This is a genomic window from Streptomyces sp. NPDC085596 (assembly GCF_044541565.1).
In the GTDB taxonomy this organism is placed as follows: domain Bacteria; phylum Actinomycetota; class Actinomycetes; order Streptomycetales; family Streptomycetaceae; genus Streptomyces.
Window position 1 is genome coordinate 456,799 of sequence record NZ_JBITTC010000005.1, and the last position, 22,907, is coordinate 479,705.

At 72.4% G+C, this 22,907-nt stretch carries 19 protein-coding genes and 3 tRNA genes; 12 read left to right on the forward strand and 10 right to left on the reverse strand.

Features of this window, described 5'->3' with window-relative positions; translation table 11 throughout:
- Positions 1–574: 574 nt before the first annotated feature.
- Together ACIGA3_RS18175 and ACIGA3_RS18180 are read left to right on the forward strand one after the other, a co-directional pair.
- Positions 575–1,240 carry a bifunctional DNA primase/polymerase gene (locus ACIGA3_RS18175; RefSeq protein ID WP_399716401.1) on the forward strand — a complete coding sequence of 222 codons (666 nt, stop codon included), beginning with the start codon at positions 575–577 and terminating at the stop codon, positions 1,238–1,240.
- Positions 1,241–1,295: 55 nt separating this feature from the next.
- Positions 1,296–1,874 carry a hypothetical protein gene (locus ACIGA3_RS18180; protein WP_399716403.1) on the forward strand — a complete coding sequence of 193 codons (579 nt, stop codon included), beginning with the start codon at positions 1,296–1,298 and terminating at the stop codon, positions 1,872–1,874.
- A gap of 206 nt (positions 1,875–2,080) precedes the next feature.
- Here ACIGA3_RS18180 and ACIGA3_RS18185 read toward each other — a convergent pair whose 3' ends face one another.
- The 3 genes from ACIGA3_RS18185 to ACIGA3_RS18195 all read right to left on the reverse strand — a co-directional run bounded on the left by ACIGA3_RS18185 (position 2,081) and on the right by ACIGA3_RS18195 (position 4,708).
- Positions 2,081–3,052, reverse strand: coding sequence for a DUF5926 family protein (locus tag ACIGA3_RS18185; protein ID WP_399716405.1), 972 nt, complete (start codon positions 3,050–3,052; stop codon positions 2,081–2,083).
- Positions 3,053–3,190: 138 nt separating this feature from the next.
- Positions 3,191–3,832, reverse strand: a complete 642-nt coding sequence (locus tag ACIGA3_RS18190) for an ATP-binding protein (RefSeq protein WP_399716408.1) — start codon at positions 3,830–3,832, stop codon at positions 3,191–3,193.
- Between the two features lie 57 nt (positions 3,833–3,889).
- Positions 3,890–4,708: a glycerophosphodiester phosphodiesterase gene (locus ACIGA3_RS18195; RefSeq protein WP_399716409.1), complete on the reverse strand. Its 819-nt coding sequence runs from the start codon at positions 4,706–4,708 to the stop codon at positions 3,890–3,892.
- Between the two features lie 403 nt (positions 4,709–5,111).
- Between ACIGA3_RS18195 and ACIGA3_RS18200 the strand changes: the two genes are divergently transcribed.
- Both ACIGA3_RS18200 and ACIGA3_RS18205 read left to right on the forward strand, forming a co-directional pair.
- Positions 5,112–6,545 carry a S1C family serine protease gene (locus ACIGA3_RS18200; protein ID WP_399716412.1) on the forward strand — a complete coding sequence of 478 codons (1,434 nt, stop codon included), beginning with the start codon at positions 5,112–5,114 and terminating at the stop codon, positions 6,543–6,545.
- A gap of 70 nt (positions 6,546–6,615) precedes the next feature.
- Positions 6,616–6,702: transfer RNA gene (locus tag ACIGA3_RS18205), tRNA-Ser, on the forward strand.
- Positions 6,703–6,762: 60 nt separating this feature from the next.
- Here ACIGA3_RS18205 and ACIGA3_RS18210 read toward each other — a convergent pair.
- Positions 6,763–7,149 (reverse strand): VOC family protein, encoded by a 387-nt coding sequence (locus tag ACIGA3_RS18210; protein ID WP_399716678.1) that lies wholly within the window; start codon positions 7,147–7,149, stop codon positions 6,763–6,765.
- A gap of 124 nt (positions 7,150–7,273) precedes the next feature.
- Between ACIGA3_RS18210 and ACIGA3_RS18215 the strand changes: the two genes are divergently transcribed.
- Positions 7,274–8,170, forward strand: a complete 897-nt coding sequence (locus ACIGA3_RS18215) for a LysR family transcriptional regulator (RefSeq protein ID WP_399716414.1) — start codon at positions 7,274–7,276, stop codon at positions 8,168–8,170.
- A 90-nt stretch (positions 8,171–8,260) separates the two neighbouring features.
- Here ACIGA3_RS18215 and ACIGA3_RS18220 read toward each other — a convergent pair whose 3' ends face one another.
- Positions 8,261–9,121, reverse strand: a complete 861-nt coding sequence (locus tag ACIGA3_RS18220) for a bifunctional DNA primase/polymerase (RefSeq protein WP_399716416.1) — start codon at positions 9,119–9,121, stop codon at positions 8,261–8,263.
- A gap of 572 nt (positions 9,122–9,693) precedes the next feature.
- Here ACIGA3_RS18220 and ACIGA3_RS18225 point away from each other — a divergent pair.
- Together ACIGA3_RS18225 and ACIGA3_RS18230 are read left to right on the forward strand one after the other, a co-directional pair.
- Positions 9,694–10,284, forward strand: a complete 591-nt coding sequence (locus ACIGA3_RS18225; protein ID WP_399716419.1) for a SigE family RNA polymerase sigma factor — start codon at positions 9,694–9,696, stop codon at positions 10,282–10,284.
- Between the two features lie 129 nt (positions 10,285–10,413).
- Positions 10,414–12,069 (forward strand): long-chain fatty acid--CoA ligase, encoded by a 1,656-nt coding sequence (locus ACIGA3_RS18230; RefSeq protein WP_399716421.1) that lies wholly within the window; start codon positions 10,414–10,416, stop codon positions 12,067–12,069.
- Positions 12,070–12,110: 41 nt separating this feature from the next.
- On the opposite strand, the gene ACIGA3_RS18235 is transcribed toward ACIGA3_RS18230, so the two are convergent.
- Positions 12,111–16,442, reverse strand: coding sequence for a PAS domain-containing protein (locus ACIGA3_RS18235; protein WP_399716424.1), 4,332 nt, complete (start codon positions 16,440–16,442; stop codon positions 12,111–12,113).
- Between the two features lie 324 nt (positions 16,443–16,766).
- A complete protein-coding gene (locus tag ACIGA3_RS18240; protein WP_399716426.1) occupies positions 16,767–17,243 on the reverse strand; it encodes an SSI family serine proteinase inhibitor in 477 nt (158 codons plus the stop codon).
- Between the two features lie 199 nt (positions 17,244–17,442).
- Between ACIGA3_RS18240 and ACIGA3_RS18245 the strand changes: the two genes are divergently transcribed.
- Positions 17,443–17,533, forward strand: a tRNA-Ser gene (locus ACIGA3_RS18245).
- Between the two features lie 215 nt (positions 17,534–17,748).
- Positions 17,749–17,821 (forward strand) — tRNA-Arg (locus ACIGA3_RS18250).
- Positions 17,822–17,878: 57 nt separating this feature from the next.
- Here ACIGA3_RS18250 and ACIGA3_RS18255 read toward each other — a convergent pair.
- Positions 17,879–19,129, reverse strand: a complete 1,251-nt coding sequence (locus ACIGA3_RS18255; RefSeq protein ID WP_399716429.1) for a helix-turn-helix domain-containing protein — start codon at positions 19,127–19,129, stop codon at positions 17,879–17,881.
- Between the two features lie 150 nt (positions 19,130–19,279).
- Between ACIGA3_RS18255 and ACIGA3_RS18260 the strand changes: the two genes are divergently transcribed.
- The gene (locus ACIGA3_RS18260; RefSeq protein ID WP_399716431.1) at positions 19,280–19,681 is read left to right on the forward strand and encodes an ATP-binding protein; all 402 of its coding nucleotides are present in this window, start codon (positions 19,280–19,282) and stop codon (positions 19,679–19,681) included.
- A gap of 200 nt (positions 19,682–19,881) precedes the next feature.
- Here the strand turns inward: ACIGA3_RS18260 and ACIGA3_RS18265 are convergent, their stop codons facing one another.
- Together ACIGA3_RS18265 and ACIGA3_RS18270 are read right to left on the reverse strand one after the other, a co-directional pair.
- Positions 19,882–20,178, reverse strand: coding sequence for a hypothetical protein (locus ACIGA3_RS18265; protein ID WP_399716434.1), 297 nt, complete (start codon positions 20,176–20,178; stop codon positions 19,882–19,884).
- Between the two features lie 690 nt (positions 20,179–20,868).
- A complete protein-coding gene (locus ACIGA3_RS18270) occupies positions 20,869–21,351 on the reverse strand; it encodes a MarR family transcriptional regulator (protein WP_399716437.1) in 483 nt (160 codons plus the stop codon).
- Positions 21,352–21,429: 78 nt separating this feature from the next.
- On the opposite strand from ACIGA3_RS18270, the gene ACIGA3_RS18275 reads away from it, so the two are divergent.
- Positions 21,430–21,780 carry an HGxxPAAW family protein gene (locus ACIGA3_RS18275; protein WP_399716440.1) on the forward strand — a complete coding sequence of 117 codons (351 nt, stop codon included), beginning with the start codon at positions 21,430–21,432 and terminating at the stop codon, positions 21,778–21,780.
- 66 nt (positions 21,781–21,846) lie between these two features.
- On the forward strand, positions 21,847–22,845 hold the full coding sequence (locus ACIGA3_RS18280) for a Bro-N domain-containing protein (RefSeq protein WP_399716443.1): 999 nt from the start codon (positions 21,847–21,849) through the stop codon (positions 22,843–22,845).
- Positions 22,846–22,907: the final 62 nt, after the last annotated feature.

Sequence of the window (22,907 nt, forward strand, 5' to 3'; positions counted from 1 at the left end):
TGAAAAGCATCGCAAACCCCCATGTGATTCTGCGCCGCTAGCAGTGTCTCCACATGTACACGCACTCGTGAGGGGATGTCCAGCATTGTCCTGCGGGGATTCCTGGTGTTGGTGGGGCCGGAGGGGGATTGCGCGGAACCCCTTGCCTTACTGGCAAGTTGGCTTGAAACTGCCTCAGGTGGAGCTTCATTGCGGTCGACTGGCCCTGCTCGACGGAGCGTCACCACGGCCGTGCTGGGTACGTACTCGAGAGAAGACCAGGGGTGGCCGGAGGCCGCCCGGAACCTGGCGAAGGACTCGGACGTCATAACCATCGACGGCCGAGCCCCATCCTCCCGTGGCGGAGGCGGAGAGAAACACGCGCGACGGCAAAACGCCAGACTTCGCCACCCCCGTGCCGTGTCCGTGCTCCTGAAGAACCGCACGTCGGACGCGGCGGATGCTCCACCCCTGGGGGTTCCCCTCGCGGTACGCGGGGGCGTGATGCGCCAACAGGTACGCACAGTGAAGTGATCCACACATGTTGTGATGTCCACGGTGTTGCCAGCGGTGCAACGGAAAGGAACGAGCGCACATGCGCGAGATCCTCGGAAGGCGACGCGGACTGCCGCCCCGGCGGGGCGACGACGGCCCGGAGCTGATCGACGCGGCCTCGACCTTCGCGGCGACGTGGCGGTGGCCCGTACTGCCGGGCGCGGCCCCCGACCCGCAGGGCCCGGCGGGCTGCTCCTGCCCCGATCCCGGATGCACGGTGCCCGGCGCCCACCCCGGTGACCCCGATCTGCTCGCGGCCACGACCGACGCCCGCATGGTGCGCTGGTGGTGGACCAGCCGGCCGGACGCGCCGATCGTCCTCGCCACCGGTGGCCAGGCGCCCTGCGCGGTCAGCCTGCCCGCCGCCGCCGGGGCCCGCGCGCTCGCGCTGCTCGACCGGCGCGGCATGCGGCTCGGACCGGTCGTCGCCGCGCCGCACCGCTGGGCGATCCTTGTGAAGCCCTACTCCATGGAGCAGTTGGGCGAACTGCTGTACGCCAAGGACTTCGTCCCCGGCTCGCTCCGCTTCCACGGCGAGGGCGGCTACCTCGCCCTCCCGCCCTCCACGACCGGCCAGGGCGAGGTCCGCTGGGAGCGCGCCCCGCTGCCCGGCTCCGCCTCCCCGTGGGTGCCCGATGTGGAGGCCGTGTTGGACGCGGTGGTCGAAACCCTCACTCGTACGGGTGTGAGCGCGCCCGAGTTGTAGGGGTGTCGGGGGCAAGCGGGGCCGGACGGCCGTGTGCGCTCGTTATCTTCCGGCCATGCTGCGAAATCACCGGTCCCGCGTGGACGGGCCGGTAGCCGGACCGCTCCGCACCTCCGTACTGGCGGCCCTCGTGGCGGCCGCGTTGCTGCTGCCGCTGACCGTGGCGTCGGCCGGACCGGTGGACGGGGCGGACCGGGCGGCCGCGGAGGGGCGTGCGCCCGCGCGGGCCGGGGTTTCGCGCGTGCCGTCGGCTTCGACGTCGGTTTCGGTGGACCCTTCCCCGGCCCGGATCACCACCGCCCGCTGCGGACCCGAACTCGCCTCGCCGGACGGGCTGGAGGCGCAGACCTGTGTGCTGACGCGGGGCGGTGACACCTGGGCGCGGGTGTACTACCGCAACACCACGGGCGAGGCCGTGGACGCGGACCTGAGTCTGCTGGGGCCGGACGGCCGGGCCGTGCGCACGACGTGCGCCACCGGGGCGGACGACGCTCCCGCCACCTGTGAGACACCCCGTGAGCGCACGCGGGGCACGGTGGCCGCCTACACGGCCGTCTCCGAGTTCGCGGGCGGAGCCGAAGGCCCGCTACTGCTCCGCTCGGGCAGCAACTCCGTTGCTTTGAACGGTAGTTGAGGATCAGCTACGGCTGACGCCACAGGGTGCGGGCATGGAAAGGCCCGGTTGCTGGCGACGGGGGATGCACCAGCAACCGGGCTACTCGAACGGTAACAAGAGATCTGCGGTTCGCAAATTCGGTCCGGCCCATTCGGACACCGATTCGCTTGTCACGCCGAGGAGTTGTGACAGGAGTCACCCGTTCCGCACGGCTTCGGCCGGGGTCAGCTGAGGGTGACCTGCCGGTTGGTGAGACCGCCACGCGCCCGGCGCTCCTCCGGGGTGAGCGGCTCGGTCACCGCGAGGGCCGCGGCCAGCCGCTCGGCGAACTCCGCCGCCGGCTTCTCGATCTCCTCGGCGCCGACCCCGCTCGGCAGGTCCCACACCGGCACGGTCAGACCGTGCGCGCGGAAGGAGCCGACCAGCCGGGTGCCCTCGCCCAGGCTGGAACCGCCCGCCGCGTGCAGCCGGGCCAGCGCGTCCAGCAGGTGCTCCTCCTCGTGCGGCATGACCCAGCGCAGGTGGTTCTTCTCCGGGGTCTCGCACCAGTACGCGGCGTCCACGCCCGACAGCTTCACCGTGGGGATCGCGGCGGAGTTGGCCCGCTCCAGGGAGGCGGCCACCTCCGGCGTGGCGTTCTCCGTGTCCGGCACCCAGAACTCGAAGCCGCTGTGCACGACCGGTTCGAAGGCACCGTCGGCGTCCAGCAGGTCCTGGAGGCGGGGCGCGTCGGAGGGGGCCCGGCGGCCCTCCACCGGGGTGCCCGGCTCGGCGACCAGGGCACGCTGGAGCGTGTCGGCGAGGTCGCGGCTGATGTCGCCGGAGGCGGTGTCGTTCTGCAGGCCCAGCAGCACCGAGCCGTCGTCGCGGCGCAGCGCGGGCCAGGCCATCGGCAGCACGGTGGCCAGCGTGACCGAGGGGACGTCCTCGGGCAGGCCGCCCTTCAGGGTCAGCTCGACGGTGGCGGCCGGGACCAGCTCGCGCAGCGCCACCCAGTCGCACTCGCTCGGCAGGCCCTCGAACGGGCGCTGCACCAGCTCGGTCACCGCGTGCGCGGCCGCCCGGCCGTGGCACGCCTTGTAGCGGCGGCCGCTGCCGCAGGGGCACGCCTCGCGGGCGCCGACGACCGGAACCTCGCCCTCGGCCCCGTGCGGCTGCGGGCGCTGGCCCTTGGTCTGGGGTCGCTTCTTGGCCATCGTGGCTGTCTCCCGGTTACGGCTGGTCTCGTACGGGCGGGAGCCTAGCCGTTCGGGCCACGAGCGACGGGAACCTGTGGACAACGGGGGCGGGGGCCGTACGCGTCTGTGGACAACCCCCCTTTCCGCCGCGCCTGTTCAGCCCAGGCCCTCGAAGGCGTCCGTGAAGCCGAGTTCGGCCAGCGCGGCGACCGGCGGGGCGGCGGTGACGCGCGTAGCGAAAGATTCGCGCGGGCCGCCGGCATCGGGATCGTGCACGTCCGCGTGGACCACCACCCAGACCGTCACCTCGCCCGGCACCTCGTCCCGAACGCCCCAGTCGTCGGCGAGCGCGTCGATGATGCTCAGGCCCCGGCCGCCGTGCGCGGTGACCGAGGGGGTGGCCGGAGCCGGGCGGGTCGGGCCGCCGCCGTCCGTCACCTCCACGATGAGCCGTCCGCGCGGGTCGACGCGCCAGGCCGCGCGCACCGCGCCGTCCCCGGCCCGGGCCCCGCCCAGCGGGCGCCCGTGGGTGCACGCGTTGCTCAGCAGCTCCGACAGAATCAGTACGGCGTCGTCCACGACCGGTTCCGGGACCCCGCCGCCGCGCAGTTGCGCACGCATCCGGTGTCTCGCGTTCCCCACGCCCGCAGGGCCATGAGGTACGGCCATGCTCGACGACGCGGGCACTTCCTGTGCCACCACCAACGCCACCCCCGAGACCTCCTTCGCCCCACGCCACGGTGTGGATGCCCCATTGGCCTGAACCGGAAACCGGCCAGTCTCGTTCCGGCGACGCATTCGCAACGCCCGCGCGGGGAGCGAACGCGCCGGAGCACTCCCCGAGGGCGCTAGACGTCAGCGGCCGAGGCGGCTCAGCACCTCGCGCGGGCGGTTGGTGATGATGGCGTCGACACCGAGTTCGACACAGAGGTCCACGTCCGCGGGCTCGTTCACGGTCCACACGTGCACCTGGTGACCGGCCTCCTTGAGCCGCCGTACGTACGCGGGATGGCTGCGGGCGATCCGGACCGAGGGGCCCGCGATCGTGACGCCCTCGGGCAGCCGGCCGTCGCGCAGCCGGGGCGTGACGAACTGGGCGAGGAGCACCAGGGGCAGGGTCGGTGCGGCGGCGTGCACCCGGTGCAGGGAGCGGGCGGAGAAGCTCATCACGCGGACCGGGGAGGCTTCGGGGGAGGCGGGGGCGTGCAGCCCGTACCGGCGCAGCAGGGCGAGCAGCCGTTCCTCGACCTGGCCGGCCCAGCGGGTGGGGTGCTTGGTCTCGATGGCCAGCTCAACCCGGCGCCCCGCGTCGGCGACCAGTTGGAGCAGGCGTTCCAGGGTGAGCACCGAGGTCTCCTCGCGGTCCTCGGGCCGGTGCTCCCAGTCGGGCTCCTCGTCCCGGCCGGCGCGGCCCTTCCAGGAGCCGAAGTCGAGGGCCGAGAGGTCGGACAGCTCCAGCGCGGAGACGGCGCCGCGGCCGTTGGAGGTGCGGTTCACACGGCGGTCGTGGACGCAGACCAGATGCCCGTCGGCGGTGAGCCGTACGTCGCACTCCAGGGCGTCCGCGCCGTCCTCGATGGCCTTGCGGTAGGCGGCGAGGGTGTGTTCGGGCGCGTCCTCGGAGGCTCCACGGTGGGCGACGACCTGGATGGTGTGGTGTGGTGCGTGGGTCACCGCGTCATGGTGCCACCGACGTGGGGTTGTGCGGGGCGCGCGAGCGGGCATGCGCCAGGGAGGAGCGCGCCATCGGGCGGGCTTCCGCGCATACTTATCTCACTTTTGCCTGAGAAGTCTTATATAAAGAGTGCCCACGATCCCACAGGGACCGCTTACGGTGCCCTGACGGCCCGTGGGAAAAGCTGAGTGCGTACAACAGGAACACACACGGGACCATGCGCGGCCCTGTCGCGCCGGTCCGCGCGTCTCGGGCGACGGGCGTGCACGCGGCCACGGGCATGACCGACCATGGACCGACGCGACCCGTATACGACGCGACGCGACCGGTGGCGACCGAGCATGATCGGGTGCGACCGAGCGCGACCGACGACATCAGCCGTGGATCGAGGAGAGAAGAGCTGTGAGCACCGAGAACGAGGGCAACGCGGTACCCCCGGCCCCGTCCGCACCTCCTGTGCCGGTGGCATCTCCCGCTGCTTCCCCGCAGGGCGGCATGCCCGGCGCGGGCGCGACGGCTCAGCTTCCGCCGGTGCCCCCCGGCCCGCCGGAGCAGCATCCGTACGGACCCGGCGCCACCCAGTCCTACGGCGCCCCCGAGGGCGCCTGGCCGCCCCCGCCGCCGCACGGTACGCCGGGCTACGGCGAGGCGGGCGCGGGCGGGGCGGGCGGCGGCTGGGGTGCCACCTACCAGCAGCCGGCGCCCAAGCCGGCCGGCGGCGGGCGCGGCGGGCTGATCGCGGCGGTGCTGGTGGCCGCGCTGGTCGCGGGCGGCCTGGGCGGCGGCCTCGGCTACACCCTGGCCAAGGACAACGACGGCCAGGGCTCCACCACCGTCACCGCCGCCGACAACGGCGCCTCGCAGGTCAAGCGGGCGCCTGGCACGATCGCGGGCGTGGCCTCCAAGGCGCTGCCCAGCACGGTGACCATCGAGGCGGAGAGCAACAGCGGCGAGGGCGGCACGGGCACCGGGTTCGTCTTCGACACCCAGGGCCACATCGTCACCAACAACCACGTGGTGGCCGAGGCGGTCGACGGCGGCAAGCTGTCGGCCACCTTCCCGGACGGCCGGAAGTACGACGCCGAGGTCGTGGGCCACGCCCAGGGCTACGACGTGGCCGTCGTCAAGCTGAAGAACGCCCCCTCCGACCTCAAGCCGCTCTCCCTGGGCAACTCCGACCAGGTCGCGGTGGGCGACGAGACGATCGCCATCGGCGCCCCCTTCGGGCTGTCCAACACGGTCACCACCGGCATCATCAGCGCCAAGAACCGCCCGGTGGCCTCCAGCGACGGCAGCTCCGGCAGCAAGGCGTCCTACATGAGCGCCCTGCAGACCGACGCGTCGATCAACCCGGGCAACTCCGGCGGCCCGCTGCTGAACGCCTCCGGCGCGGTGATCGGCATCAACTCCGCCATCCAGTCCACCAGCGGCGGCAGCTTCGGCTCCGGCCAGTCCGGCTCGATCGGCCTCGGCTTCGCCATCCCGATCAACCAGGCCAAGTACGTCGCCCAGCAGCTGATCAAGACCGGCAAGCCGGTGTACGCCAAGATCGGCGCCTCGGTCTCCCTGGAGGACTCCACCGACGGCGCGAAGATCACGGACCAGGGCACGGGCGGCGCCGCCGCGGTCGAGCCGAGCGGCCCCGCCGCGAAGGCCGGCCTCAAGCCCGGTGACGTCATCATCAAGCTGGACAACTCGGTGATCGACAGCGGTCCCACCCTGATCGGCGAGATCTGGACCCACAAGCCCGGCGACAAGGTCAAGGTCACCTACACCCGCGGCGGCGACCAGCACACCGTCGACCTGACCCTCGGCTCCCGCGTCGGCGACAGCTGACGGGTCCCTCCCCCGCCCCGCCCCCGCTCCCGGTACGCTGTACCCGCTCCGCCCCAGGTGGGCGAAGCGGGGAGGTGTGCCCGAGCGGCCTAAGGGAACGGTCTTGAAAACCGTCGTGGCAGCGATGTCACCGTGGGTTCAAATCCCACCGCCTCCGCAGAGGTAGGAGACAGAAGGGGCGCCCCGGCAACGGGGCGCCCCTTCTGCGTGCCCGGTGCTACGCCCCCGCGTCCTCCGGGTACCACCGCAGCTCGATCCTGTTGGTGTCCGGGTCCTGGATGTAGATCGACGTGGCCTCGCCGCGCGCGCCGGAGCGTTGGACCGGGCCCTCCAGGACGGTGAAGCGGCCGGAGGCGATGATCTCGGTCCAGTCGAGGGGGTCCACGACCAGGCAGAAGTGGTCGACGTTGGACTCGGAACGCGGGCCCGCGACGATGTCGATGATCGTGTCCGGGGTGATGCGGACGGAGGGGAACGGGGCCTTGCCCGCTCGCCATTCGTCGACGTTCTCCGGGTGCAGGCCGAGGAGATTCGTGTAGAAGCCGAGGGAGCGTTCGACGTCCGCGACGTTGAGGACCAGGTGGTCGAATGCCTTGACGCGCAGCTCGGGCACTTTTTCCTCCGGAGGGGTGGGAGTGGAGACGCTTCTACGATCCGCCGGTACCGGGTCCCCATCAAGCGCTGATCGGCTTACGGTCGTTGAGCCTGATTCAACGCTGGGGGAGCGCATGCTGGAGCGGATCGAGATCGAGTCCTTCCTGACGCTCGCGGAGGAGCTGCACTTCGGGCGGACCGCCGAGCGGCTGGGCGTCACGACCGGGCGGGTCAGCCAGGTGATCCGGAAGCTGGAGCGGCGGATCGGGGGCCCGCTGTTCGAGCGGAACAGCAGGAGTGTCCGGCTCACGGCGGTCGGGCAGCGGCTCGCCGACGACCTCGCTCCCCTGGTCGACGGCATGGCGGACGCCCTCCGCCGGGCCGCCGACGCCAGCCGCGGGATCACCGGAGAGCTGCGCGTCGCCTTCCTGGGGGAGTGGACCGCGCCCGCGCTGCTGAAGGCGGTCGGGCTGTTCCGCGAGCGGCACCCCGAGTGCCGGGTCGTCGTACGGGAGGCGCAGCTGTCCGACTCGCGCGCGGGTCTGCTCGACGGCTCGGTGGACGTGCTGATCGCCTCGTACCCGTTCGACGGGATGGCCTGCGGGGCTCCCCTGCTCGTGGAAGGGCGGGTGCTCGCCGTCCCGGCCGGGCATCCGCTCGCGGGCGAGGAGTCCGTGTCGCTCGAAGTGCTCGCGGACCACCCCGTCGTGCAGTACCCGGCGGTCACCTCCGCCGCCTTCAAACGGGACCGCACCCCCGACCGCACCCCCTCGGGCCGCCCGATACCGAAGGGCCCCGCCGGAACCTCGTTCTCCGAGATGCTGACCCTGGTCGCCCTGGGCCTCGGCGTGCTCCCGGTGGGCGAGCACTCACGCCGCTACTACCCCCGCCCGGACATCGCGTACGTGCCCCTGCGCGACGCTCCGCCCATCCGGCGGGGACCTGTGTGGCGGGCGGGGAACACGACGGCGCGCGTGCGGGAGTTCGTGCGAGCCGCGGGGGACGTGGCACGGGCCGGGGCCCCGGACTAGGGCCTCTCTTCCATTCCTGTTCATTCCTGGCCGGCGGTGGCTTCTTGCGCTTCGCGGCCCCGGCAAGATCCGGAAGACGGGCTCTGGACACTAAGCCCCGTCCCCCGCCCTCCGCGCCGCCGAGGCCAGCGTGGCGCGGGCCTCGGGCTCCGGGAGGCCGGTCTCCAGGGCCGCGTCGAGGAGATGCGGGGTCAGGGTGGGACCCATGCCCTGTTCGTACGCCCGGCAAGCCGCCCAGAAGAGGCGGGCGTTGCGTTCGCCCTCGTGCGCGATGCGGACGAAGTGGACCAGGGCCGCGCCCCCGGCGGCGGAGGGCGCTCGTGCCGGGCGGGGCGGCGGGGGCAGGAGCAGGTCCAGCAGGGCCGATGGGCAGGGCGCCGGGCCGAGCCGGGCCGTGCCCGGCGCCGTCGTGTACGTGCCGCGGGTGCCGCGCGAGCCGGGGCCGACCAGGTAGCCCCCGGCGCCCCGGATGTCGATGCCGGGGGCCAGTCGGCTCGCCGAGTTGGGGACGGCCACGTCCGGCGGGCCGGTCAGCCACAGGTGGCGGCCGCCGCTCGGGGTGAGGACGACGACCGTCTCCGGGATCGTGAACCCGTGCCGCACGGCCAGGGCGCGCAGCGCGGCCGGGGAGTCCGTGCCGGGCTTGGTGTCCAGGTCGACGCCGATCAGCTGGTGCGGGGGCAGGCCGCAGGCGATGCCGTAGCCGGTGGCCCAGGGCGCGGCGGCGAACAGCGCGCGCACGCGGGCGGGGTCCGCGGAGGCGTCGTGCACACCGTGCCCGAAGCGGCCGCACTCACCGTGGCAGGGCGGATGCGCGGGGTCGGCCCGGTGCGGGGAGCGCAGGGCCGGGAGCTTTCTCCGGGACAGGGGGATGACGGCCAGTCCGCGCTCGGCGGCCGACAGCGCGTGCGCGAGGGCCGGCGTTCTGGCCTGCCGGTCGGAGGTGGCCATACCTCCATGGTCGTACACGCGTTCGAGTAAGGGAAGGGGGCGTGGATGTCCGATCCGAGGAGAAGGGGGAAGAAAAGTAGCGATGGGGGTTTATCGACTTGTCATCACGCTTGCGTGGTAATTGGGGCCTCTGGAGAGATTGGGGCGGAGTGCGGCGGGCAGTACTCGGGTGCGACGTCGTACAAGCGAGTCGGGATGGTCGGCCAACTGACCTGACTCAAGCCGTAGTTGGTTCTGGAGGAAGAGATGGCAAGCAGTCACCGCGGACCTCTCCGGTGAGCCGGGGGCGGGGTCCCTGGGGAGGGGCTCCGCCGGGGTGTGCTTCGGGGTCATGACATCGGCGCGGCCGGCACTTCGGTGCCGCCGCGCCGATGTCGTACGCCCGCCCGGGTCCATGCCGTACGTGTGCCTGCACCCGGTCCGGGAACCCCTCCGGGAGAACCCCCAGGCCGGGTGGAGGTCCACTCCACCTTCAGGAGGTCCGGCGAACCCCACCCCTACAACCTGAGGCGGACCCGGCTTCGGGACCTCCGGCCGATCCCCGGCGCCGCGCCCGCTCCTAGCGTGGAGTCATGACCGCACCCGTCTGCACCAGCGCCTCGGCCGCCGCCGCACCAGCGCGGCAGACTCTTCCCCACCCCCGGCTCGCGCCGACCGGCACCTCGTTGTACCCCTCCTTCGCCTCCTACGTCCGCGCCCGCCACCCCGCCCTGCTGCGCACCGCCCGCTCGCTGACCGCCAACCCGAGCGACGCCGAGGACCTGCTCCAGACCGCGCTCGCCAAGACGTACGTCGCCTGGGAGCGCATCGAGGACCACCGGGCGCTCGACGGCTATGTGCGCCGCGCGCTGCTCAACACCCGTACCTCGCAGTGGCGCAGACGCCGGGTGGAGGAGTACGTCTGCGACGAGCTGCCCGAGCCCGAGCCGCGTTCCGGCGCCGACGACCCGGCCGAGCGGCAGGCGCTGCGCGACGCGATGTGGCGGGCGGTCCTGCGCCTGCCCGCACGCCAGCGGGCCATGGTCGTCCTGCGCTACTACGAGGACCTCAGCGAGGCCCGGACCGCCGAGCTGCTCGGTGTCTCCGTCGGCACCGTGAAGTCCGCCGTCTCCCGCGCCCTCGGCAAGCTCCGCGAGGACCCCGAGCTGGGCCTGGCCCGCTGAGCGGCGGCTGAGAGACATGGGACACGGCGCTGAGTTTCGGTCCCCCTAGTGACATACCGCGCGGTATGTGCGCAGAATCAGCGCGACTCTACTTCCGTACAGGCAACGCTGCCGGGGAGGACGCCCGCCGTGCTGAGCACCATGCAGGACGTACCGCTGCTGATCTCGAGGATTCTTACCCACGGCTCCACCGTGCACGGATCGTCGCGGATCACCACCTGGACCGGCGAGGCCGAGCCGCACCGGCGGACCTTCGCCGAGATCGGCAGCCGCTCGGCGCAGCTCGCGCACGCCCTGCGGGACGAGCTCGGGGTGCGGGACGACGACCGGATCGCCACTCTCATGTGGAACAACTCCGAGCACGTCGAGGCGTACTTCGCCATCCCGTCCATGGGCGCCGTGCTGCACACCCTCAACCTGCGGCTGCCCGCCGAGCAGCTGGCGTGGATCGTCAACCACGCCGCCGACCGTGTGATCATCGTCAACGGCTCGCTGATCCCGCTCCTCGCGCCCCTGCTGTCCCAGCTGCCCACCGTGGAGCACATCGTGGTGGCCGGCCCCGGCGACCGCGCCCCGCTCGCGGCGGGTACCGCGCGCGTGCACGAGTACGAGGAGCTGCTCGCCGGCCGCCCGGAGCACTACGACTGGCCCGAGCTGGACGAACGCCGGGCCGCCGCCATGTGCTACACCTCCGGCACCACCGGTGACCCCAAGGGCGTGGTGTACAGCCACCGTTCGGTCTATCTGCACTCCATGCAGGTCAACATGACCCAGTCGATGGGCCTGACCGACCAGGACACCTCGCTGGTGGTCGTCCCGCAGTTCCACGTCAACGCGTGGGGCCTGCCGGACGCCGCGTTCATGACCGGCGTCAACCTGCTCATGCCGGACCGCTTCCTCCAGCCGGTGCCGCTCGCCGAGATGATCGAGGCCGAGCGTCCGACGCACGCGGCCGCCGTCCCCACCATCTGGCAGGGCCTGCTCGCCGAACTCGGCGTCCACCCCAGGGACGTCTCCTCCCTCACCCAGGTCACCATCGGCGGCGCGGCCTGCCCGCCCTCCCTGATGGAGGCGTTCGACGCACTCGGCATGCGCGTCTGCCACGCCTGGGGCATGACCGAGACCTCCCCGCTCGGCACGGTCGCCCGGCCGCCCGCCCACGCGGTCGGCACCGAGAAGGAGTTCGCCTACCGGCTCACCCAGGGCCGCTTCCCCACCTCCGTCGAGGCCCGCCTCACCGGCCCCGGCGGCGAACGCCTCCCCTGGGACGGCGAGTCGGCCGGCGAGCTGGAGGTGCGCGGCCCCTGGATCGCGGGCTCCTACTACAACGGCCCCGACGCCGAACCCCTGCGCCCCGACGACAAGTTCAGCGTGGACGGCTGGCTGAAGACCGGCGACGTCGGCACCATCTCCCCCGACGGCTACCTCACCCTCACCGACCGCGCCAAGGACGTCATCAAGTCCGGCGGCGAGTGGATCTCCTCGGTCGCGCTGGAGAACGCCCTGATGGCCCACCCGGACGTCGCCGAGGCCGCCGTGGTCGCCGTGCCGGACGAGAAGTGGGACGAGCGGCCGCTCGCCACCGTCGTGCTGAAGGAGGGCGCGGAGGTCGGCTTCGAGGCGCTGCGCGTCTTCCTCGCCGAGGAGTGCGGGATCGCCCGCTGGCAGCTCCCCGAGCGCTGGACGATCGTCGAGACGGTCCCGAAGACCAGCGTCGGCAAGTTCGACAAGAAGGTGCTGCGCAGGCGGTACGCGGACGGCGAGCTGGACGTCACCCGGCTCTGAACGGGCAGGCGGCCGGGATCCCATCGGGCCCCGGCCGTCCGTCAGTTGGTGCCGATCCGCGCCAGCAGGTCCACGATCCGGCTCTGCACCTCGTCGCTGGTGGAGCGCTCCGCGAGGAACAGCACCGTCTCGCCCGACGCCAGCTTCGGCAGGTCCGCCTGGTCGACCGCGGCCGTGTAGACGACCAGCGGGGTCCGGTCGAGCTGCCCGTTGGCGCGCAGCCAGTCCACGATCCCGGCCTGGCGGCGCTTGGTCTGCATCAGGTCCATCACCACGAGGTTCGGCCGGAACTGCCCCGCCAGCGTCACCGCGTCGTTGTCGCTCGCGGCCCGCGCCACCTGCATCCCGCGCCGCTCCAGCGTGGCGGTCAGCGCCAGCGCGATCTCCGCGTGCTCCTCGATCAGCAGCACCCGCGGCGGATGCTGCTCGCTGTCACGCGGCGCCAGCGCCTTCAGCAGCACGGCCGGATCGGCGCCGTACGCCGCCTCGCGGCTCGCCTGGCCGAGCCCGGCCGTCACCAGCACCGGCACCTCGGCGGCGACGGCCGCCTGACGCAGCGACTGGAGCGCGGTCCGGGTGATCGGGCCGGTCAGCGGGTCCACGAACAGCGCGGCGGGGAACGCCGCGATCTGCGCGTCGACCTCCTCGCGCGAGTGCACGACGACCGGCCGGTAGCCGCGGCTGCTCAGCGCCTCCGACGTCGTCACGTCCGGCGCGGGCCACACCAGCAGCCGGCGCGGGTTGTCCAGCGGCTCCGGGGGCAGCTCGTCGTCCATCGGCTGCGGGCGCGGGGTGTCCGCGACCTCCACGGCACCGCCCGGCCCGTCCAGCGGCTCGGGCCCCTCGGCGGCGTTCGCGTCCGGAGCCCCTATGGCGTACGACCGTCCGGCGCCCTCGGTGGCCGGGGCCCGGCGCGGCTGCGCGGGCGTCGGCGCGGCCTCGGGGTGCGGACGGGCGCCCGCCTCGGGCTGCGCCTCCGGGCGCGCGGGCGGGGTGCCCAGCTTGCGGCGCCGTCCGCTGCCGTTGGTGGCGTGCGGCGGCGGGGTCGCGGTCGGCTGCTGCACCTGCGCGGCCTGCCGCACGAACGGCACGCCCTGCCCCAGCGTGCGCACACTGATCGCGCGCCCCTGGGTGGAGCCCGAGTCGGCGGTACCCGGCGCCTCGGCGGGCAACGGCTGTGCGGCACGCGGCTGTTGCTGCGGCGTGAACTGCGGCGGCAGCGCGGCGCCGGGCAGGCCCGCGCCCGCCGTGTCGTCGTCCTCGTCGTCGGGCCACGGCTGCGGTACCGGCGCCGCCGGAGCGGCAGCAGCCGGGGCGGGAGCCGCCGCAGCGGGCGCGGCTTCGGCGGGCAGTGGCTGCGCTGGTACGGCCGCCTCGGGCGCGGTCGCCTGCGCGGGTACGGGCAGCGGCTGGCCGGGAGCGGCCTGCGCGGGGATGCCCGCACCGGGCGCGCCCTGCGCCGGAATCCCCGGCTCGGCCTGCGCGGGCTGGGCCACGGCCCGGCGGCGCCTGCCGGTGGGCGCGGTGGTGGGATGCGGCTGCGGAGGCGTGTGGTCCTCGGACTGGTCCACGGGCACGGCGTCGTGCCGCCCGTCGTCGCCCGGAACGCCGTCGGCGGGGGGCTGGGGCTGCGGGGGTACGGGGGCGGACTGGGCCGGGGCGGGAGCCGTCGGCATACCCGGGGCGGGGGCCGGGCCCGCGGCGGGAACCATGCCCGGAGCCGAACCCGTACCCATGGCGGTACCCGGCGCGGGAGCGGGAACCGCACCCGGAACCGGGACCATGCCCGTACCCGGCGCACCGGCCGGACCGGCGCCCGGCGCCGAGGCGGGAGCCGCACCCTGAGCCGGAACCATGCCCGCACCCTGAGGAACCGCACCCTGGGCCGGGACCGGAGCGGAACCCACGGCCATCCCCGGAGCAGCCCCCGTACCCGCGGCCGTACCCGCACCCGGCGCCATACCCAGCGCCGGAGCCCCCGGAATCGGACCGACGCGCACACCGGGCGCCTCGGGCTCCGGTGTCCGGTCGGCCTCGGCCGGCGGCAGGGCGAAGACCGTACGCGTGCCGGTGTCCTGCGCGGCGGCACGCTCGGCGGCGGCGGCCAGCGCGCGGCGGCGCCGGCCGGTCGGGTGGGCGTCCTCGGACGGGTCGTCCTCCGCGCCCGGAGCCGGCTGGCCTCCGGCGGCGGGCAGCGCGGGCGGCAGCGCGGCCCGCGGTTCGCCGGAGTCGTGCCAGGCACTGTTCCCGGCGGGAACCGGTACGCCCTGCGGCGGCACCGCGCCGCCAAGTCCCGTGTTGGAAGCGGCGGTTCCGGCCGCGTGCTCCGCCGCCGTCAGCACGGCGCCCTCGGCGGCCGTCCCGTCGCCGGAGGCGTCCGCGATCTCGGCGGGGCGCCCGCGCCGCCGTCCGGTGCCGCTGGAACCCGGCTCCGCGCTCTCGATCGCGGCCGGCGCCAGTTCCTCGGCCGCCGGGGCGCCCCGCCGACGGCGCCGGCCGGTGGGCGCGGGAGCACCCGGTGCGTCGGCCGCGTCCGCGCCCGCCACCTCGCTCTCCAGGAACGCGTCGGTCGACGACCGCCGCGCCCGCCGCCGGCCGCCCTGCTCGCCCACGAGGGCGACCTCTGCGCCGGTCGACACGGCCTCGCGCGGGTCCGGGACGCGCGCGGCGACCGTACCGGCGCCGCCGCCCAGCGGCACTTCGAGGACATAGGCACGCCCACTCATGCCCGGCACCTCATGTGTCTGGAGCACACCTCCGTGTGCCCGGACGATGCCGCGCACGATCGGCTCGTGCACCGGGTCGCCGCCGGTGTACGGCCCGCGCACCTCGATCCGCGCGACCTCGCCGCGCTGGGCGGCCGCGACCACGACGGTGTTGTCCAGGTAACCGGCCGCCGACACGGGCGCGTTGCCGGTGGCGTCCACGCCCGCGACGTCCGCCACGAGGTGGGCGAGCGCGGTGGCGAGCCGCTGCGGGTCGACCTCGGCCTCGATGGGCGGCGCGTGCACGGCGAACTGCACGCGTCCCGGCCCGATCAGCTCCACGGCCCCGTCGACACCGGCCGCGACGACCGCGTCCAGCATCACCTTGGTCCGGCTGATGTCCTCCGTGCCGGAGTCCAGCCGCTGGAAGCCGAGGACGTTGTCGATGAGGGCGGTGATGCGGGCGTACCCGGCCGAGAGGTGGTGCAGCACCTGGTTGGCCTCGGGCCACAGCTGGCCCGCGTCGTCGGCGGCGAGGGCGGCCAGTTCGCGGCGCAGCTCGTCCAGCGGGCCGCGCAGGGAGGTGGCGAGGAGGGTGAGGAGCTGTTCGTGGCGGCCGGCGAGGGCCTCGTACCGGTCCTTCTCGCGTTCGCCGAGGGCGGCGTACCGCTCCTCGCCCGCGGCCAGTTCCTCCTGGAGCTTCTCGCGCAGCCCGGTCAGCTCGGCGGCATCGCGCTCGGTCAGCTCCTCCACTTCGGTGGCGTGCTTCTGGCGCAGCTCGGTCAGGTCGGCGGCGTGCTCCTCGGCGAGCCGCTCCAGCTCCTCGGCGTGCGCCTTCTCCAGCGCCTCCTTCTCGTCGGCGAGCATCTGGTAGGGACGCCGGTCGGTGAAGGTCATGACGGCGCCGACGAGCTGGTCGCCGTCGCGCACCGGGGCGGTGGTCAGGTCGACGGAGACCTCGGCACCGCTCTTGGACCACAGCACCTGCCCGCGCACCCGGTGCTTGCGCCCGGAGCGCAGGGTGTCGGCGAGCGGGGACTCGTCGTACGGGAAGGGGGAGCCGTCGGCGCGGGAGTGCGTGACGAGGGTGTGCAGCTCCTTGCCGCCCAGTTCACCGGCGCGGTAGCCGAGGATCTGCGCGGCGGCGGGGTTGACGAGTACGACCCGGCCGTCGGTGTCCGTGCCGACGACGCCCTCGGAGGCGGCGCGCAGGATCATCTCGGTCTGCCGCTGCGAACGGGCCAGCTCCGCCTCGGTGTCCACGGTCCCGGACAGGTCCCGCACGACGAGCATCAGCAGCTCGTCACCGGTGTAGGCCGAACCGTCGTACGCCTGCTGGGGGTTCTCCAGGTTCGCGCTGGTGACCTCGACCGGGAACTCGGTCCGGTCCGTGCGCCGCGCGACCATCCGCGTCGGCTTCGTCCGGCCGTGCGGGTCCATGTGGTCGGGGCGGCGCATCGAGCCGGGGATGAGCTTGGAGTCGAACTGCGGCAGCAGATCGAGCAGGCCCCGCCCCACGAGCGCCGTACCGGGTGCCTCGAACGCCTCCAGGGCGATGGTGTTGGCGTTGACGACCGTGCCGTTGGCGTTGACCAGGAGCAACGCGTCGGGCAGGGCGTCGAGTATGGCTGCGAGGCGAGCAGCGCCTCGGGATGGCCTGCTGCTCACGAGACGCTTCCTCCCTGTTACCGCACCTTGCCGACCGCTCGGGCCATCTTGCCAATCCGCCCGCGGGGTGTCACGCGAGGGAGTCTAAGGGCTCCGCTCGCGCACACGGCGCCGGATGGGAGGGAGGTACCACGACGAAGTGACGCCGAACATATGCCCGCATCCCACCACGGGTCGCCTTCAACGGCCCCCGACTTGCCGCTGACGTGCACTCCGGCCCGCTGTCGATCCCTCTGCCCGGCCCACGGTGCCGGTACGACCCGACCGCGCAACGACTCCGTGAGACCTTCGCGGGACCTTTACGGGGATTTCTTACGGGGATCTCTACGAACCCATGCTCGGAAGGAAGGGCACGAGCCGGTCCCAGCGGGCGATCTCGCAGCCGTTGCGGCGGCTGAAGTCGGCGTCCACGGGGCGGCCGGCCCAGTAGCCGGTGACGTGGGCGGTGGCGGGGCCGCCGTCGATCATGGTGCAGATGCTGTTTGGGGGGACCGGGGCGAAGGTGCCCTGGCCCCAGCGGGTGTTCTCGTCGAGGGCGCGGCAGGCGGCTGCGGGTTCGGGGTGATCGCCGGCGTCGGGATGGCAGAAGAGCTGCCGTACGCCGTCCCGTCCGGCCCCGGCGCCGTGTACGACGAGGGTGAGGTGATCGCCGGTGCGGTCCTCGGGGAGCGGGGGCGCGGGCATGGCGGGGGTCGTGTGGGCCAGGGTGGCGGCAGGGGCCGCGTCGGCCGGGGCGGCGGCGAGGGCGCAGAGGAGGGAGACGGCGAGGGACGCGATGCCGCGCCGCGGGAGAGCACTCATACCCACCCCAACGCGCACTCTCGCCGGACGTTGCGCCCACCTGCGAGACCGCCCGTGGACCTTGCTCGCGCCTCGCCGGGAGAAGCCCTTTGCCCTGCGGGCATCCCGCCTAGTACCGTGGGGGGCGATTGGTGACACCGCGCTTACCTGTGTCATCATCTGCACGCACCAATCGCGCGCTCGCGGGAGTGGTTGTGCTGGAGGCGTCGCCTAGTCCGGTCTATGGCGCCGCACTGCTAATGCGGTTTGGGTTTTAAAGCCCATCGAGGGTTCAAATCCCTCCGCCTCCGCCCCTGATCCGAAGCCCCGGTCCACATGGACCGGGGCTTCGGCGTTCCCGGGGTGGCTTCCGCCCCCCTGTGTTCGATCTAGGTTTCGACGTTTCCGCAGGTCAGGCAGGGTGCGGGGAACGGATTTCACATGGCGGCGGCAGTCATGTAATGTTCTTCCTGTCGCCGGGACAGGCCGAAAGGCCAGGGAAACGGAGACAAAAACAAAAGAACAAGCACTCGTAGCTTAACGGATAGAGCATCTGACTACGGATCAGAAGGTTGCAGGTTCGAATCCTGCCGAGTGCACAGTGAAGAGGCCCCGGAGAAATCCGGGGCTTCTTGCGTTTGGCTCAGTCGTCGGGGTCAGGCGAGCAGCAGATGGCCGTAGTCGGTCAGCACCTCGCGCGCCTCGGGTACGTCCTCGTATTCCTTCAGCCGGTGTAGCACGGCGCGGGCCCGCGTCGCCGTGCGCTCCGAGGACAGGTCTCCCGATGTGTCGATGACTTTCCGGGCTTCTTCGGCGGCCTGCTCGGGTTCGTTGGCGTCGGCCAGTGCCATCGCCAGCCACGACCGGTACAGCGCTACTTCCCTGGCATGAGTGGCGTCGTAGCGTCCCAGCACGTCCTGGAGGAGCGGCACCGCGCGCAGGGGCCGCCGCAGCTCGGTGAACACCCGCGCGTCCATGATCTCCAGCTCTTCGTGGCTGACCCAGTATGCCCACGACGGCGCCGGCGGACCGTCCGTGGTGTTCATGGCCGCGTGCGCTTTGCCGAGTGCGCGGAGGGCCGGCTGAGCTTCCTCGGCGAGGGTGTGCGCCCACGCCAAGCGGTCGAGGAACAGGGCGCGCGTCACGGCCGGTGCGTCCGGTCCGGCTTCCGCCACGGCCGCCTGCGTCAGCTGCAGGCCCTCGCGCTCCCGGCCGTTGTTCGACAAGTGGTAGCCGAGACTGCCCGCGAGCTGTGCCACGAGCACTCCATCCCCGGCTTGCCGCGCCGCAGAGATACCGAGCCGGTACACCCGTTCCGCCTCCGTGCCACGCCCTGCGTCCGAGGCGATCCACCCGGCGATCTGCCCCAGCTCCCCGATCTGCGTCAGCAGGCCGTGGCCGGTGTTCTCGGAGTGCTCGGACTCGCGGTACAGCCGGACGGCCGCCCGCAGTTCGCGGAAGGCGGGAGCGATCAGGTCGCCGCCGGTCAGCACGTCGTCGGCGAGCCGGAGGCCGTGCACGCGAGCCGTCAGGCCCTCCACGGTAGTGGCGCCGATCCGCCGCCCGCAGGGGGCCGCCAAGGGCTCCAGGGCATCTCCATTGCGCATCAGGTCCGCCAGGGTGGCCGCGACCCCTGGAAGGGCGGCCAGGGTGTCGCCCCGAGCGTAGGCGGCAGCCTGTTCCAGTTCCCACAGCGGCACCCCGAAGACGGCGGCCAGGAACGGCAGCCAGGTGTCCGGGACACGGGCGCCACGCTCCCACCGGGAGACCTCGTTGCGGGTGATGGACTGCGTCCCCGACGCGACGCACAGCGCCGCGGCCAACTGCGGCTGAGAGCGGCCGGAGTGCCGCCGCAGCCTGGCGAGATAGGCGCCGAACTCCCGGCGTCGCTGGGTGGTGTTGCTCATGCAGCCCCCTTCCGAACTCAGTGTGGCCCCTCCCTGGCCCCCTGGTTGGCTCCTCCGCCCGATCACGCTCCCCGGTTACCTGAACGCACAGCGCTCCGGCGACCGCGCGAACGGCCCCGGAGCTTGGCCGATCTGAGGAAGCAGACCGACATGCCGCAACCTACGACGCGGGCTCGGGAGACTGGGCACCCCGGCTACAGCGAGACCCTGCCACGCAGGCGCGAGAGTGCAGCCGTCGCGCGGCGCCTGGTACGCGTCGCACTCGCCGCATGGGGCTTGACCGACTTGACTGAGGACGGCGCGCTGATCGTCTCGGAGTTGGTGGCCAACGCCGTGCGGCATGCCCGGCGGGAGTCCATCCGCGTAGTGGTGGAACGCATCACCCCCGGCACGGTCCGGGTGGCCGTCGCGGACTTCTCCCGTGCGCTGCCCGAGCCGTGCACACCGAAGTCCGACGACGAGGACGGTCGGGGCCTGGCCCTGATCGCGGCGCTTTCAACGAACTGGGTCGATGGCGTACGGAACGGAAGCGCTCCACGCACGTCCCCATAAACCTGCAGCCGGGAACGGCACCCCTTGCCCCCGCTGACAACCACCGACAGCCAAGTTGCAGTTCGCAGCGTTAATCGTCAACAAGCCCGCAGGTCAGAGAGCCGGCCCCGCACTTCTTCGGCTACTGAGCGCACCCAGCGGTGCTTGACTCGCCCATTCAGACTCCGCCGCCCGCGCGATACAGCGCACCAGGGAGAGGATCAACGGCGCAACGGTTGGCGCTGAGCCTGTCCGATCAACCCGATGGCGAGCAGCATCACACCAGCGCCGGACATCGTCACCGCGAAGTGGATGTCTGGCCTCCTTATCAGCAAGCCGCCAACCAGCTGAGTGACAAGTGCGGCAGTCATGGTGAGCTGCGCCCAACCGAAGAGAGCCGGGCGGAGGATCCGGCTTCGCAACCACGGCGGCAGCCAGCCCCAACCAAGGGTGGCGATTGCCCCGCAGGTGGCGAGTAGTGCCATCGAGCCGAGCAGCGCGGCAACGTACGAGCTCATGATTGACCCTCCGGCTCCGGAGCGGAATCTTGGCACACCCTCTGCTCACTGCCTACCCGGCCGGGCATAGCTGATGGTCTCAGCCACAACCCTCCCCGGAGCCGGCCAAGCGTGCCCTTGGCGTGCCCGGAGGGACAGAGCGCGAGGGGGAACAGCGGGGAGTCAGAGGCAGAGGCCGAGAAAGCTCAGGTCACCCGACTTCCAGCTCAAGCCGCATCCGCATACGCGATCTTCCAAACTGGCGCTCCAGTCCCGGCTGCTTGACGCTTGGCTGAGTCTTTGAGTTGACCCTCTCCGCACCGTGCCCGCCCTCCAGGACAAACTCAAGCGCGCCTTCTGGTCCATAGACCGGATGCTCGGCGGACAGCAACCACCGCCTTGATCCCAGCGCTTCTACGCGCGCCATCCAATCGGCATCGGTGTATGCACCGGGGTACCGATCGCGATCCTCGGCGCGGCGGCCACACTCGGGACTCATGGATCGTTGGATGAGGTGTTGATCGCGGGAGGGCCCGGGCGCAGCGCCAGGGACCGTCTTCGGGTTGACGGCCTTGGGGGAGCGCTACAGGCAGCGCCGTGATGGGGCGCTCGTGCAGCGGCGGATCAGTGGGCGGACGGGGCGTGTTGATGTTGATGCAGCAGAGGGGGCTGCCGGGATGGTTGCCTGGCGGGTCGACGCGCTTTGACGCGTCAGTGCCCCTCCTCCGCCGACAGTTCCGCTCTCGACTCGTGTGCCAACGCCGTCGCTCGGGTGAACCAGTCCGTGATGGTGGCCAGTTCGGCCGGGGTGTAGTCCGCGAACAACGTCATCAGGCGTTCGTAATGGGCGCCGTACGCCGCCTCCACGCGGGACACCGCCGCCGGGACCGCCGCCACGCGGACCCGGCGGCGGTCCGTCGGGTCGGGGCGGCGGGTTACGTAGCCGGCGCGCTCCAGACGGTTCAAGATTCCGGTCACCGCGCCCGTCGTCACCTGGACGCGGGACGCGAGGTCGCCTGCCGTGAGGAGGTCGGGGCCGGCCTGGAGGACGAAGCCGAAGCAGGTGAGGTCGGTGACGGTCAGGCCCAGTCGCCGGGCCATCTCCTGCTGGCCGATCAGGTGCGCGGCGATGAGGTTGTCCATCGCGGTCAGCGCCTGTGCCGGGCTCGCGTCCGGGCGGGGCGTGCCGTCCATCTTCCTTGGTTCCTTAGTTCGTGAGATATTAGAGAGGTAAATTTCTTAGAGTGTGAGAGACCTGTAGGAGGCCGTTCCATGAGTCTGTACGACGAGGGTCACACGATCGCCGGGTGGACCGGGTGCGCCATCGCCACCATCGGCAGTGGTGTCGTGGGCGCGGGGGTGTGCACGGTGTCCGTTCCGGCTCTCGTGGGTGGAGCGGTGATCGTGGCGGCGAGCGTGCTGGTCACCTGGGTGCTGCACCTCGCCGGCTGGGGCAAGCCTCCGGGTGTGCGGCCGCGTGCGGAATGGCGGCTCCGGGTGCGGGACACGCAGGCCCGCGGCGGGCATTTTGGGTGCGTGGGCTGCGCGCTGGCGGGGCGTCGTCCCGCCTCCGTACCCGTGGTGACCCGTGCCGAATCGATACCTCTGTCTCCGATCGAGTGAACCCGCCCTGCACGGCGCGTAGTTGCTGGTCAGCCTCCCTAGCTTCCGTGGTGGAGGTGATGCTCGATGTACGAGCACAACGACACGACCAGGCTGCCCGAGCGAGGCGCGATCGACGTCGACGACTTCGTGTTCGCGGCCACCGGAGCCCATGTGCGCAGGCTGACCACTCCGGACGGCGAGCACTGGTTCCCGGCCGTGGACTTGGCGACGAGGCTGGGGTACGTGAACACGCGGCAGGCTCTGCTGCACCATGTCCCGACGGATGGCCACCAGACGCTCGAAGAGTTGGCGCGAAGCGTCTACGGGACAACCACTTCGCGCAGAATCGCAGGTCACGGGCTCAAGAAGTCGATGCGGATGGTGAATCTCCGGTCCCTGATCGCCCTCGTGAACGGATGCACCAAGCGTGAGAGCGCCCCGTTCAAAGCCTGGGTCGCCGAGGTGATCGCCACCATCCAGCAGCGCGGCGCCTACAGTCTCGACCCCGCTCCACTCCAAACCACTCCGGGCACCTCCTACGTGATGCCCGCACAGGTCGCCGACGCCATCGTCCGCCTGGAGGAGCGAAACCTTCGGGCCGACGAGGCGCTCGCCGCTGCCCAGGCCGAGTACCTCGCGCAGATGCGGCAGGCCAACGAGGAGCGCGCCCGCGTCAGCGAGCACTTGGCACGGCAGACCGAACAGCTGGGCACCCTCACCCACCGAGTAACCGGCGTCCAAGACGTCCTCGCCCGCATCGCCGATGCCCTGGACCAGATCGTCGACCGCATGCGCCCCGCCCCACCCCCCGAGCCGCAGCGCGCACCCCTCACCCCCCAGCACCTCCTCGCCACCTGGCGGGACCGCAATCTCGTCGTCGCCGAGGACGTGCACGCGGTTGCCGCCCACCTCGCCCCCGCCCTGGTCCACGGCCCCGTCGCCTGCCGACTGGAGGAGGTCGCCGCACGAACCGGCCTCACCCTGGACCGCGTCCACGACTGCGTGCGCATGCTGATCAAGCGGGGCTGCGTACGGCAGACCGGCAGCGCGGCGGACGGGGTACCCGTCTACACGCTCCCGTAGCCCCCCCCGCAGCACAGAGCCCGAAGTCGCACTCAGAGGATGCGGCTTCGGGCTCTTCACGT

Bases quoted from the DNA above. Each gene is read 5' to 3' on its own strand.
- ACIGA3_RS18260 (WP_399716431.1), top strand. From the start codon at position 19,280: ATGCCGCAACCTACGACGCGGGCTCGGGAGACTGGGCACCCCGGCTAC.
- ACIGA3_RS18255 (WP_399716429.1), bottom strand. From the start codon at position 19,129: ATGAGCAACACCACCCAGCGACGCCGGGAGTTCGGCGCCTATCTCGCC.
- ACIGA3_RS18180 (WP_399716403.1), top strand. From the start codon at position 1,296: ATGCTGCGAAATCACCGGTCCCGCGTGGACGGGCCGGTAGCCGGACCG.
- ACIGA3_RS18280 (WP_399716443.1), top strand. From the start codon at position 21,847: ATGTACGAGCACAACGACACGACCAGGCTGCCCGAGCGAGGCGCGATC.
- ACIGA3_RS18220 (WP_399716416.1), bottom strand. From the start codon at position 9,121: ATGGCCACCTCCGACCGGCAGGCCAGAACGCCGGCCCTCGCGCACGCG.
- ACIGA3_RS18225 (WP_399716419.1), top strand. From the start codon at position 9,694: ATGACCGCACCCGTCTGCACCAGCGCCTCGGCCGCCGCCGCACCAGCG.
- ACIGA3_RS18240 (WP_399716426.1), bottom strand. From the start codon at position 17,243: ATGAGTGCTCTCCCGCGGCGCGGCATCGCGTCCCTCGCCGTCTCCCTC.
- ACIGA3_RS18270 (WP_399716437.1), bottom strand. From the start codon at position 21,351: ATGGACGGCACGCCCCGCCCGGACGCGAGCCCGGCACAGGCGCTGACC.
- ACIGA3_RS18265 (WP_399716434.1), bottom strand. From the start codon at position 20,178: ATGAGCTCGTACGTTGCCGCGCTGCTCGGCTCGATGGCACTACTCGCC.
- ACIGA3_RS18185 (WP_399716405.1), bottom strand. From the start codon at position 3,052: ATGGCCAAGAAGCGACCCCAGACCAAGGGCCAGCGCCCGCAGCCGCAC.
- ACIGA3_RS18190 (WP_399716408.1), bottom strand. From the start codon at position 3,832: ATGCGTCGCCGGAACGAGACTGGCCGGTTTCCGGTTCAGGCCAATGGG.
- ACIGA3_RS18275 (WP_399716440.1), top strand. From the start codon at position 21,430: ATGAGTCTGTACGACGAGGGTCACACGATCGCCGGGTGGACCGGGTGC.
- ACIGA3_RS18215 (WP_399716414.1), top strand. From the start codon at position 7,274: ATGCTGGAGCGGATCGAGATCGAGTCCTTCCTGACGCTCGCGGAGGAG.
- ACIGA3_RS18175 (WP_399716401.1), top strand. From the start codon at position 575: ATGCGCGAGATCCTCGGAAGGCGACGCGGACTGCCGCCCCGGCGGGGC.